Here is a 12,516-nt window from a genome sequence, read left to right as displayed (position 1 = left end):
GTCAGGGTTGATAAGGCGGGGGCTCGTTCAGCACCGCCCAGAACACGCCCAGGTCGTTGATCGCCGCCATGAAGTCGTCGAACTCCACGGGCTTGACGACATACGCGTTCACGCCAAGGTCGTAGCTGCGCAGCAGGTCGCGCTCCTCGCGCGAGGACGTGAGCATCACCACCGGAATACGCCGCAGCCGTTCGTCGTCGCGCACGGCCTTGAGTACCTCGTGCCCATCGATCTTGGGCAGCTTCTTGTCGAGCAGGATCACCGCGGGATTCTCTTCCACGCGGTCCACCCACTTGCCCTCGCGACGCAGGAAATCGAGCGCTTCCGCGCCATCGCGTACCGACACCACCGGATTGGCGAGCCGGGACCGCTCGAGCGCGATCAGCGTCAGCTCGATATCGTCGGGATTGTCTTCAACCAGCAGGATCGGCCTCAGCACGATCGTCCTCCACTTTCTTCGTATCTTTGAAAACCGGCCGGTACGGCTGGCCGGATGACACCGCAGCCAGTCGTGCGGCCGTCTCGGTAGCGGTCTCGTGGACCGGCACGCTCTCGGGCGTGACTTCCCGTGGCAGCGAGAACGAAATCGTGGCGCCCCGGTCGAGCTCCCCCTCGGCCCAGGTCTCGCCGCCATGGCGCTCGATGATACGCCGGACGCTGGCCAGGCCGATTCCCGTGCCCGGAAACTCCTCGAACCGGTGGAGCCGCTGAAACACGCCGAACAGCTTGTCCGCGTACTTCATGTCGAAGCCCACGCCATTGTCGCGCACCGTGATCACGTCTTGTCCGGCGAGGTTGCCCTCGCCTTCGGTGCGGGTCACGGAGATGCGTGCCACCGGCTGACCGTCGGTCCCCGTGCGCGTGCCCGTGAATTTTATCGCGTTCGAGATCAGGTTCCGCAATACCACGACCATCAGCACCGGATCGGCATTGACCATGCCCAGATTGCCGATCTCCCATTCGATGCGGCGGTCGATCTGGCGATCGCCGAGTTCCCGGGTTTCATCGGCCACCACGCGCGCGAGCAGATCGTCGAGATCGATGGCCTGCGCGCGCAACGCGGCGCGTCCCATCTGCGAAAACGACAGCAGGTCATCGACGAGCTTGCCGCCGAAGCGCGCCTGGGCAATGATGCGCTCGACGAAGTGCCGGCCACGGTCGGACAGCTTGGCCTGCTCCATCTCGCGCAGCAGGTCCGCATAGCCGACGATATGGCGCAACGGGGCGCGCAAGTCGTGCGACACCGTGTACGAGAATCCTTCGAGCTCGCGGTTCACGCGACCGAGTTCGAGTGCGAGCTGCGCGAGCTCTTCCGCGCGGCGCAGCACGAGGTTCAACAGCGCGCCGCGGAACTCGCCCGCGATCTCGACCTCCGCGAGCCGCCACGGGGCCGAGCGGTTGCGCACGGTCTGCGTCCAGACCTCGAAGCTTTCGCGCGGGGACAGCGACGGCGACAGCGTCGACAGCTTGGCGCGGGGATCGCCCGCCCAGCGGATCGTGCGCACGACCTCGGGCCGGAACCAGATCACGTAGTTGCGGAACAGGCGCGACAGCGACACCGCGAGCAGCCCCGATGTGGCGGGGGACAACTCGGTGATCTCGGGCCACGCCTCGGCGAGGTTGTCGGTGGCGAATACGTCCTCGGTCCGCGTGTCGAACCAGTTCACGAGGCGTTCGATCACGCCGGTTGCGGGCGCGTCGCCCATCCGCACCACGCGGCCTTCGAACACCACGGCCGCGCCGGTGGCGCCGGGCAGGTCCAGCAGGTCGCGCGGGTCGGCGGCGATCGCGTCGATGAAATCGTCGGCGTTGGCCATCGAGGCCAGCAGGCGTGCCTGGCGGCGGCGTAGCTCGAGCCGGTAGTCGGCCTCCGCGTGGTCTTCCTTCGCCTCGATCTGCAGCGACAGCACCTGCGCGATGTGTTCGCACGCGGTGCGCACTTCGAAGGGCGGCACGCGCGCGGTGTCGTGGTGGCACGAGATGAGGCCCCACAGGCGGCCGCGCACGACGATGGACATCGACATCGACGACCAGGTGCCCATGTTCTTCATGTACTGCACGTGCACGGGCGAGATACTGCGCAGCGAGGCGTAGGTCAGGTCGGTCGTGCGACCCGTGGCCGGATGCGCCGGCGGGACCAGCGGCGATGCCACATAGTCCGCGTCCGCGATCAGGCGGATGCGATTGCGCAAGTACAGCGCACGGGCCTGTGCGGGGATGTCCGAGGCAGGAAAGCGCTGACCGAGGTAGCCGGCATAGCCCGGCGACAACGACTCGGCGATGACATGGCCATGGCCTTCGTCGTCGAACGAGTACACCATCGTGCGGCCGTAGCCGGTAATCCGATGGACCTCGCGCGCGGCGAGCACCGCCAGCGCGTCGGAGTCCTCGACGTTCTGCAGGCTGTTGATGAACGTACGGACCAGCGGGTACATCGACCCGAACACGTCGGACGTGTCGCGCGCGGGCTCGAGCTCGACGATGGCCGTGCCGTCGTACCGGTGCACGACGATCGCGAGCGGCGCATGCATGCCGCCGCGCGGGTCGTCGATGGATCCCGCGTAGAGCGGGATACCGTCGGTATCGAGATCGTGCAACGCCTGGTGGACGAGCTGCGCGCCACGCTCGCCGAGCACCGCCGACAGCGTCTGCCCGAGCACCGACTCGACGTTGGCGCCCACCAGTACGCTGATGTTGGCGCTGACCTGCACCACCTGGCCGTCGTCATCGACGCTCAGCAGAAAGCCATGCGGCTGGATACCACCAGGAATGTGAATCGGCTCACGCGCGCAGTCTGCCTCCACGGCTTTCGTGGGAAGCGCCGAAACCGTGGCAGTCGTCGAATCCGTGGCAGTCGAGTCGTCGGCCATGTCTGCTCCGTCAAAGAGACCTCGATTCTCTCACAGGCACACTGCCCCCGGGCGTTGCAAAATTTACCGGTGCCGTTGCACACCGAGTTCGTCTATTCTCGCTAGATCGCATCGCAAAAAGAGAACAACACGATGATCATGAAACCCTATCGCCGGCGCCTGCTCGGCGGCCTCGCGGCCCTGCTCTTCACGGGCCTGCTCACAGGCCTGCTCGCCGGCTGCGTGACCGACAACGACGACGACGATCTCCCTTCCGCCGACACCCCCGGCGGGGTCCGCCTGCAGATCGTCTCGTTCGGCGACAGCCTGTCCGACGTCGGCACGTATGCCCCGTTCGCCAGCACGCTCGGCGGCGGCCGCTACACGACGAATCCGGGCCAGGTGTGGACGCAGGTCGTGGCCACCTACTACGGCGACACGCTCGTGGCCGCCCAGACCGGCGGCTACTCCGCGCCCATCGTGAACAACCCCAACGGATATGGCTACGCGCAAGGCGGCGCGCTGGTCACCGGCACGCAAGGCGTCAACTGGGCCGCCAATGGCACGGCCGCCCTCACGGTCCCCGTCGCCACGCAGCTCCAGAACTACCTGTCCGCTCACGGCAGCTTCCGCAACGACCAGCTCGTGCTGATCCAGGGGGGACCGAACGACGTGATCCAGGCCGCCGGCAACATCGTCAGCAACCCGCTGAACGCGGTATCGGCCACGGCCGCGGTACAGGCCGCGGGCGTGGCGCTGGCAAAGGTGGCGCAGAACGCGATCCAGAATGGCGCCAGGCATGTCGTGGTGGTCAACGTCCCGAACCTCGCCGAGACGCCGCTGACGATGTTGTCGCTCGACCCGTCGGTCACGGCCGCGGTATTCAACCCGCTCGTGCAGGCCTTCAACACCGCGCTGGCCAATCAGCTGACCAACGACGACACCATGCGCCGGGTCGTCTATATCGACGCCGCGACGTGGTTCCACAACGCGCTGGCCAGCTACCAGTCGCAGGGTTTCACGGTGTCGAACACGGCAACGGCGTGCAACCTCGCGGCCATGGCGCTGCGCCCGCCCCCGGCCTTCCAGTCGAACCCGACCGCATACGCGACGTCGCTGTTCTGCTCGCCGGTCAACTTCACCGCTGCCGGCGCGGACCAGACGTACATGTTTGCGGACCTCGTCCATCCGACCACTCATCTGCACGCGCTGTTCGCGCAGAACGTGCAGCGCGCCGTCGCCGCCTCGGGCCTCGGCCGCTAGTCAGGCCGGACCCGCCATCCTTACGGCCGGTCCGTCTCCCACGACGCTTCCGCGCGCAGCACGGGCCGCGCCTTGACATAGGTCTTCAGGAGCGCGTGCTGGTTCGCCGGAATCTCGTAGTCCCAGCCGAACATGCCGAGCTGCAGGCTGCTGGCGATGCGCAACGCGGGCCGCACGAATTCGGCCGCCACCACGTCGTCGAACGTCTCGTGGGCCGTGGCCACGAACAGCGCGATCCAGCGGTCGAAATGCCGGCCCTCGACGCCGGCCAGCGTCAGATGCTTCGCGAGCACGTGGCCGCGATAACGCCGGGTCCCGAGCACGATGCTCGACCAGAAGTCGTCCATCTTGCCGAGGTGAGCGTCCCAGCCGTCCGCGAGCACGCGCTCGAACAGGGGACCGATCAGCGCGTCCGCGCGAACGCGGCCATAGAACCGCCGCACGAACGCGGCGACCGCCTCCTCGTCCGGCAAGGCGGGACGGTAAGACGCGGGTGGGAACGCGGACACGTCATTCATGGCACGGCTCGGTATTTTAAAGATGCATTCACTATACACCTTACAGACGCTTGTCGCACCGGAATCCGGTGCTAGCCCGCCTTCACCGGAATCCGCGCGAGCGCCGCATGGTCGTCCAGCACGCGCTGCAGCGCATGGGGCTTGCGAACGAGATCTTCGAGCGTGTACCGGTCCAGCACGTCGAAGTACGCCTGCAGCGCGTCGCGCAGCACGCCGCGCAGGCCGCAGACGGGCGTGATCAGGCATTCGTTGCCGGTCCGGAAGCATTCGACCATGCCGAAGTCCTGCTCCATGGTCCGGATGACGGCCCCTACCCCGATCTTCGCGGCGGGCCGGGCCAGCTGGATGCCGCCGGAGCGGCCGCGCAACGTGTGCAGGAATCCTTCCTGCCCCAGCCGGTGGACGATCTTGATCAGGTGGTTCTTGGGAATGCCGAAGCTGTCGGCAATCTGCTGGATCGTCACGAGCCTGTCCGGGTGTACCGCGATGTGGATCAGCGTGCGTAGCGCGTAGTCGGTGTAATCGGTGAGTTTCATCGGCGCTCCGGCCGGGAGCCGGGAAATCGTTAACTTGACCGAAGGATACATCTTTTGTGCGCCATTCAGGTGCATTGTCCAGCACACTGGACGCTATGTTTCAGGCTGCACATTTCACGGACGTAGCAGTAGGGCTTTGCCTATACTTATGTCTGTATCCAGGTTTGCCCTCGTTACAGCCCACGAGTCCGGGACGACCCGGCAAGGAGTGTCCTCATGGTTAAGATGAACCGCCGACAGTTCCTGAAGATCACAGGAGCTTCGCTGGCGGGTTCCAGCCTCGCGTTACTGGGGGTCGCCCCCGAGACCGCGCTGGCGGAGGTGCGCACATACAAGCTCGCGCGCACCACAGAGACCCGCAATACCTGCCCCTATTGTTCGGTCGCTTGTGGGGTTCTGATGTATAGCCTCGGCGACGGCGCGAAAAACGCGACCAAGTCCGTCATCCATATCGAGGGCGATCCCGATCACCCGGTCAATCGCGGCACCCTGTGCCCGAAAGGCGCCGGCCTGATCGACTTCATCCACAGCCCCAGCCGCCTGAAGTATCCCGAGTACCGCGCGGCGGGCTCGGACAAATGGCAGCGCATCAGCTGGGAAGACGCGCTGGACCGCATCTCCAAGCTGCTGAAGCAGGACCGCGACGCGAACTTCGTCGAGAAGAACGAGAAGGGACAGACCGTCAATCGCTGGCTGACCACGGGCATGCTCGCCGCGTCCGCCGCGAGCAACGAGGTTGGCTATATCACGCACAAGACTGTCCGCAGTCTTGGCATGCTGGGATTCGACAATCAGGCACGTGTCTGACATGGCCCGACGGTGGCAGGTCTTGCCCCGACGTTTGGCCGTGGAGCGATGACGAACCATTGGGTCGACATCAAGAACGCGGACGTTATCCTGATCATGGGCGGCAATGCCGCCGAGGCACACCCGTGCGGCTTCAAATGGGTCACCGAAGCCAAGGCGCACAACAAGGCGCGGCTGATCGTCGTCGATCCGCGCTTCACGCGCTCGGCCTCGATTGCCGACTATTACGCGCCGATTCGCACCGGCACGGATATCGCCTTCCTGGGCGGGGTGATCAACTACCTGCTGACGAACGACAAGATCCAGCACGAATACGTGAAGTCGTACACGGACTTCACCTTCATCGTGCGCGAGGACTTCCAGTTCGAGGACGGCATCTTCTCCGGCTACGACGCGGAGAAGCGGTTCTATGACAAGTCCACCTGGGACTACGAGCGCGGCGCCGACGGATATGTGAAGACCGATCCGACGCTCTCGCACCCGCGGTGCGTCTACAACCTGATGAAGGCGCACTACGCGCGCTATACGCCCGAGATCGTCGAGCGCATCTGCGGCACGCCGAAGGACAAGTTCCTCAAGGTGTGCGAGATGCTGGCGTCCACGTCCACGCCGGACCGCAACATGACCATCATGTACGCGCTCGGCTGGACGCAGCACTCCATCGGCTCGCAGAACGTACGCTCCGGTGCCATGGTGCAGCTGCTGCTTGGCAATATCGGCGCGGCGGGCGGCGGCATGAACGCGCTGCGCGGCCACTCGAACATCCAGGGTCTGACCGACCTCGGGCTGCTGTCCAACTCGCTCCCGGGCTACCTGACGCTGCCCGGCGAGGCCGAGCAGGACTACCAGAAGTACATCGAGGCCCGCTCGCCGAAGCCGCTGCGCGCGAACCAGCTCAGCTACTGGCAGAACTACCCGAAGTTCCACGTGAGCCTGATGAAGGCATGGTGGGGCCCGGCCGCCACGGCGGAGAACAACTGGGCGTACGACTACCTGCCCAAGCTCGACAAGCCCTACGACATCCTGCAGATGTACGAGCTGATGCTGCAGGGCAAGGTCAACGGCTATATCGCGCAGGGCTTCAACCCGCTGGCCGCGGCACCGAACAAGAACAAGGTGTCGCAGGCGTTCTCGAAGCTCAAGTTCCTGATCGTCATGGACCCGCTTGCGACCGAGACGTCGGAGTTCTGGCGCAACGCCGGCGAGAGCAACGACGTCGATCCGTCCAAGATCCAGACCGAGGTGTTCCGCCTGCCCACCACCTGCTTCGCCGAGGAAAACGGCGCGCTCGTGAACTCGGCGCGCTGGCTCCAGTGGCACTGGCAGGGCGCGGATCCTCCCGGCGAGGCGCGCAGCGACATCGAGATCATGTCCGACCTGTTCCTGCGCATCCGCAAGATGTACCAGACCGAGGGCGGCAAGTACCCCGATCCGATCGTCAACCTGTACTGGCCGTACGCGGTGCCCCATTCGCCGACGCCCGAGGAACTGGCGAAGGAGTATTCGGGCCGCGCGATCACGGACCTCGTGGACCCGAAGGACTCGACCAAGGTCATCCGCAAGGCCGGCGAGCAGCTGGACAGCTTTGGGCAGTTGCAGGCGGACGGCAGCACGGCCAGCGGCTGCTGGATCTTCTGCGGGTCGTGGACGCAGAACGGCAACCAGATGGCCAAGCGCGACAACGCGGACCCGACCGGTATCGGCCAGACGCTGAACTGGGCGTGGGCATGGCCGGCCAACCGGCGCGTGCTCTACAACCGCGCGTCGTGCGATGTCAGCGGCAAGCCGTTCAACCCGAACCGCAAGCTCATCGCGTGGAACGGCAAGAGCTGGACCGGCTTCGACACGCCCGACTACAAGCTGGACGAGGATCCCGCCAATGGCATGGGTCCGTTCATCATGCAGCCGGAAGGCGTGGCGCGGTTCTTCGCGCGCGGCAATATGGTCGAGGGGCCCTTCCCCGAGCACTACGAGCCGTTCGAGAATCCGCTCGGCTACAACGTGCTGCACAAGAACAAGCAGGCCATCAGCAACCCGGCCGCGCGCGTGTTCAAGGACGACTGGCAGCACTTCGGCAAGCCCGATGCGTTCCCGCATGTGGCCACGACGTACCGGCTTACCGAGCATTTCCACTTCTGGACCAAGCACGCGCGAATCAACGCGATATTGCAGCCGGAACAGTTCGTGGAGATCGGCGAGGACCTCGCGAAGCAGGTCGGCGTGAAGGCAGGCGACCGGGTCAAGGTGTCGTCGGCACGTGGCTACATCAAGGCCGTGGCGCTGGTGACCAAGCGGATCAAGCCGATGGCGATCGACGGCAAGACCGTGCATACGGTCGGCGTGCCGCTGCACTGGGGGTTCACGGGACTGACCAAGCCCGGCTTCATCACCAACACACTGACGCCATACGTGGGCGACGGCAATACCCAGACGCCGGAGTTCAAATCGTTCATGGTCAAGGTTGAAAGGGCATAGGGGGCGCGATGGCACTACAGTCTCTCGATATCCTGCGGCTGTCGGCAACCACCACGCCCATGCCGAGCGTGAGGCAGCCGATCACCGGCAGCGTCGCCAAGCTGATCGACACCACCAAATGCATCGGCTGCAAGGCTTGCCAGGCCGCGTGCATGGAATGGAACGACCTGCGTGGCGATGTGGGCACGAACGTCGGCGTGTACGACAATCCGGCGGACCTCGACGAACATACGTGGACGCTGATGCGGTTCTCCGAATACGAGAACCCCAACGGCAACTTCGAATGGCTGATCCGCAAGGACGGCTGCATGCACTGCGAGGATCCGGGCTGCCTCAAGGCCTGCCCCTCGCCGGGCGCGATCGTGCAGTACGCGAACGGCATCGTCGACTTCCACGAGGAAGCGTGCATCGGCTGCGGCTACTGCGTGGCCGGCTGCCCATTCAACATTCCGCGTATCTCCAAGACCGACCACAAGGCCTACAAGTGCACGTTGTGCTCGGACCGCGTGGCCGTGGGGCAGGAGCCCGCTTGCGTCAAGACCTGCCCGACGGGCGCGATCGTGTTCGGTACCAAGACGGACATGATCCAGCACGCCGAGGAACGCATCGTCGACCTCAAGTCGCGCGGGTTCGACCAGGCGGGTCTGTACGATCCGGCCGGCGTCGGCGGCACGCACGTGATGTACGTGCTGCATCACGCCGACAAGCCGCAGATCTATCACAACCTCGCCGAAGATCCGCATATCAGCCCGCTCGTAAGCCTGTGGAAAGGCATTGCCAAGCCGCTCGCAGTCGCGGGCATGGCCTTCGCGGCGCTGGCCGGATTCTTCCACTACATCCGCGTGGGTCCGAACGAGACCGGCCCCGAGGACGAAGCGGCGGCCGAGGACGAGATCGTGCGGTGGGGCCGCGACAATCCGAAGCCGCAGGGCATGCCTGCCGGCGCCACGCCACCCGAGGAGGAGGTCCGCGATGAGGAACGTCGATAAACACCGCCCCGCGGTGATCCACCGCTATACGGCCGGCGAGCGCACGAACCACTGGATCGTCGCGTTCACGTTCGTGCTGCTGGCGCTATCGGGGCTTGCGCTGTTCCATCCGTCGATGTTCTGGCTCAGCGCGCTGTTCGGCGGCGGCACCTGGACGCGGATCCTGCATCCGTTCCTCGGCGTGCTGATGTTCGTCTGCTTCGTGGTGCTGGCGCTGCGGTTCTGGCATCACAACCTGCTGACGCGCAGCGATGCCGAATGGCTGCGGCAAGTGGACGACGTGGTCAACAACCGGGAAGAGAACCTGCCGGAAGTCGGGCGCTACAACGCCGGACAGAAGCTGCTGTTCTTCATGATGGTGGGTTGCCTGCTGTTCCTGCTGCTGAGCGGCATCGTGATCTGGCGCGCGTACTTCGCGATGTACTTCCCGATCGGGGCCATCCGGCTCGCGGCCGTGGTCCACGCCGTTTGCGCGTGGGGCCTGATTTGCGGCATCATTGTGCACATCTATGCGGCCGTATGGGTCAAGGGTTCGGTGCAGGCCATGACGCGCGGGACCGTGACGCCGGGCTGGGCGTGGAAACATCACCGTGCCTGGTTCCGCGAGACCTTCCGGCCGAGCGACAAGTCGTAGAGACGCGTCGCAAGCTGGTCATTCAGGACAATCGATGGTGCAACGCATCTTACAACCGCAGGAAATCGAGTCTACCGATCATGTCTCGATCGCCCGCCTGCGGCTGCCCGAGCGGACCGAGGTGTTTGCCCACCGCGCGCAGCGCCTGCGCAAGCTGTCGGCCGACAATCCGCTCGGCCAGGCCTTTGGGCCGTATCTCGCGCTGATGGCCGGCGTTGCCGAGGCGCAGCACGCGATCGCCGGCACGCTGACCTTGCCGCCGCCTTCCGACGCCGCGATCGATCGCGCGCAATCGCATGGCATGCCGTTGTTCGCGGCCATGGACGAAGACGCGCTCGAGGGCTGGCAGCCCGTGGCCAACCGCCTTGTCGCGGAACTGATCGCGGGCGGCACCCTGCCCCCGGACGCGCTCGCCGCATTGCAGGCGCTGACGCCGGAAACGCTCGACGAACAGGCGCAGGCCATTCTCGGCATGCGGGACCTGCCCGTCGATGGCATGAGCGCGCCATTCATCATGGCCGCGCTGCAGCTGCACCGCACGGTGCTGGCATCGCAGTTGCGCGAATCGCAGGTGCCGACGCTCGACGTCGCCACGGTGTGCCCCTGCTGCGGGTCGCTGCCGGTGGCGAGTGTCGTGCGCATCGGCGGCCGCTATCAGGGCCTGCGTTATCTGCAATGCGGGCTCTGCGCGACGGAATGGCATATGGTGCGCGTCAAGTGCACGCATTGCGAATCGACGGAAGGCATCAGCTATCACGTCGTCGAAGAGCGTTTCGAAGCGCTCAAGGCAGAGACCTGCGATCAGTGCCATCACTACCGCAAGATCGTCTATATGGAGAAGGACGCGACCGTCGAGCCGCTGGCCGACGACCTCGCTTCCCTCGCGCTCGACGTCATGATGGCGGAGGCCGGCTACGGACGCGCGAGCGGCAATCCGCTGCTGTGGCTCGGCGAGGACGATGATGACGAGTACGCGGACGGCGCCGATGAACGATAGCGTCTCGACCGCTGCCCGTCCCGCCGACATCCCCTCGGTCGATCGCCTGCTGAACCAGCCCTTCCTGCAACCCCTGATCGCGCGCCATGGCCGCGCACCGGCCACGGCCGCGCTGCGCCGGCTGCTCGATGGCCTGCGCGCGGAGGCCGTGGCGGGCCGTCTGACGCGGCAGGCGCTGGACGATGCCGCGCTGCACGATGCGCTGGCCGAGGCGCTGGCCCGCGACAGCGCGCCACGGCTGCGCGCGGTATTCAACCTGACCGGCACCGTGCTGCATACCAACCTCGGCCGTGCGCTGCTGCCCGATGCCGCGGTGCAGGCGGTCGTGCGCGCGATGACGAGCGCGGCCAACCTCGAATTCGACCTCGACGACGGCGGCCGTGGCGATCGCGACGACCTCATCGACGATCTGCTGTGCGAACTGACGGGCGCGGAGGCTGCGACCGTCGTCAACAACAATGCCGCCGCGGTGCTGCTGGTGCTCAACACGCTCGCGCAGCGGCGCGAGGTGGTGGTATCGCGCGGGGAGCTCGTCGAGATCGGCGGGGCCTTTCGCATTCCGGACGTCATGCAGCGTGCCGGCGCCAAACTCGTGGAGATCGGCACGACCAATCGCACGCATCCGCACGACTACGCGAACGCCGTCGGCGCGCGCACCGCGATGCTGATGAAGGTGCATTGCAGCAACTACGAGATTACGGGCTTCACGCGCAGCGTGGAGGTGGCCGAGGTGGCCGGTATCGCGAAGCCGCATGGGGTGCCCGTGGTGGTCGATCTCGGCAGCGGCACGCTGTGCGACCTCACGCGCTGGGGACTGCCGCGCGAGACGACGGTGCGCGAGACCATCGCGGCCGGCGCGGACCTCGTGACGTTCAGCGGCGACAAGCTGCTGGGCGGTCCGCAGGCCGGACTGATCGTCGGGCGCAAGGACCTGATCGCCAGGATCAAGAAGAACCCGCTCAAGCGCGCGCTGCGCGTGGGCAAGATCACGCTCGCCGCACTGGAACCGGTGCTGCGGCTCTATCGCGACCCTGACACGCTGGCGCAGACGCTGCCGACGTTGCGGCTGCTCACGCGACCCGCCGCGTCGATGGCGGCAATGGCCGAACGCCTGCTGCCGCCGCTGCAGGCCGCGCTCGGCGAGGCCTGGCGTGTCGATGCCGTGCCCACGGTCAGCCAGATCGGCAGCGGTGCGCTGCCCGGGGGCCAGTTGCCGAGCCATGGGCTCGTCATCGCGCCCGTGGCGGGGAATGCGGGCGGCGCGAAACGTGGGACCGGGCGTCAGTTGCAGCGGCTGGAAGCGGCGCTGCGCGGATTGCCGCGCCCCGTGATCGGCCGCGTGGGCGAGCAGGCGCTCTGGCTCGACCTGCGGTGCCTCGAGGAAGCCGACGAAGCGGAATTCGTCGCGCAATGGTCCCAGCTTGGGCTTACTGGCTGAAGCACCGCGC

10 protein-coding genes are annotated in these 12,516 nt (G+C 66.1%); 6 read left to right on the top strand and 4 right to left on the bottom strand.

What is annotated here, in order from left to right; translation table 11 throughout:
* Nucleotide 1 precedes the first annotated feature (1 nt).
* Together FOB72_RS31615 and FOB72_RS31610 are read right to left on the bottom strand one after the other, a co-directional pair.
* Nucleotides 2–439, bottom strand: a complete 438-nt coding sequence (locus FOB72_RS31615; protein WP_150377149.1) for a response regulator — start codon at nucleotides 437–439, stop codon at nucleotides 2–4.
* On the bottom strand, nucleotides 414–2,870 hold the full coding sequence (locus FOB72_RS31610) for an ATP-binding protein (RefSeq protein WP_150377148.1): 2,457 nt from the start codon (nucleotides 2,868–2,870) through the stop codon (nucleotides 414–416). The genes FOB72_RS31615 and FOB72_RS31610 overlap by 26 nt, the downstream gene beginning before the upstream one ends.
* 138 nt (nucleotides 2,871–3,008) lie before the next feature.
* Here FOB72_RS31610 and FOB72_RS31605 point away from each other — a divergent pair, with 138 nt between their 5' ends.
* Nucleotides 3,009–4,112 carry an SGNH/GDSL hydrolase family protein gene (locus tag FOB72_RS31605; RefSeq protein ID WP_150377147.1) on the top strand — a complete coding sequence of 368 codons (1,104 nt, stop codon included), beginning with the start codon at nucleotides 3,009–3,011 and terminating at the stop codon, nucleotides 4,110–4,112.
* A 20-nt stretch (nucleotides 4,113–4,132) separates the two neighbouring features.
* On the opposite strand, the gene FOB72_RS31600 is transcribed toward FOB72_RS31605, so the two are convergent.
* Nucleotides 4,133–4,630: a group III truncated hemoglobin gene (locus FOB72_RS31600; RefSeq protein WP_150377146.1), complete on the bottom strand. Its 498-nt coding sequence runs from the start codon at nucleotides 4,628–4,630 to the stop codon at nucleotides 4,133–4,135.
* A gap of 71 nt (nucleotides 4,631–4,701) precedes the next feature.
* Complete coding sequence (locus FOB72_RS31595) at nucleotides 4,702–5,166, bottom strand: RrF2 family transcriptional regulator (RefSeq protein ID WP_150377145.1); 465 nt, start codon at nucleotides 5,164–5,166, stop codon at nucleotides 4,702–4,704.
* Nucleotides 5,167–5,382: 216 nt separating this feature from the next.
* Here FOB72_RS31595 and fdnG point away from each other — a divergent pair, with 216 nt between their 5' ends.
* From fdnG to selA, 5 genes are read left to right on the top strand one after another with little or no spacing between them, the layout of a single operon-like run.
* Nucleotides 5,383–8,448, top strand: a complete 3,066-nt coding sequence (fdnG, locus tag FOB72_RS31590) for a formate dehydrogenase-N subunit alpha (RefSeq protein WP_150377144.1) — start codon at nucleotides 5,383–5,385, stop codon at nucleotides 8,446–8,448.
* A gap of 8 nt (nucleotides 8,449–8,456) precedes the next feature.
* On the top strand, nucleotides 8,457–9,437 hold the full coding sequence (gene fdxH / locus FOB72_RS31585; RefSeq protein WP_150377143.1) for a formate dehydrogenase subunit beta: 981 nt from the start codon (nucleotides 8,457–8,459) through the stop codon (nucleotides 9,435–9,437).
* Nucleotides 9,421–10,071, top strand: coding sequence for a formate dehydrogenase subunit gamma (locus tag FOB72_RS31580; protein ID WP_150377142.1), 651 nt, complete (start codon nucleotides 9,421–9,423; stop codon nucleotides 10,069–10,071). The genes fdxH and FOB72_RS31580 overlap by 17 nt, the downstream gene beginning before the upstream one ends.
* A gap of 34 nt (nucleotides 10,072–10,105) precedes the next feature.
* Nucleotides 10,106–11,068 (top strand): formate dehydrogenase accessory protein FdhE, encoded by a 963-nt coding sequence (gene fdhE, locus FOB72_RS31575; protein ID WP_150377141.1) that lies wholly within the window; start codon nucleotides 10,106–10,108, stop codon nucleotides 11,066–11,068.
* Entirely contained in the window at nucleotides 11,058–12,506 is a 1,449-nt protein-coding gene (gene selA / locus FOB72_RS31570; RefSeq protein WP_223851669.1) for an L-seryl-tRNA(Sec) selenium transferase, read from the top strand. The genes fdhE and selA overlap by 11 nt, the downstream gene beginning before the upstream one ends.
* Nucleotides 12,507–12,516: the final 10 nt, after the last annotated feature.

The sequence above is a fragment of the Cupriavidus pauculus genome (assembly GCF_008693385.1).
GTDB classification, from domain to species: Bacteria; Pseudomonadota; Gammaproteobacteria; order Burkholderiales; family Burkholderiaceae; genus Cupriavidus; species Cupriavidus pauculus_D.
The sequence above is the reverse complement of the archived record's forward strand: the minus strand, read 5'-3'. Positions and strand labels throughout refer to the sequence as shown.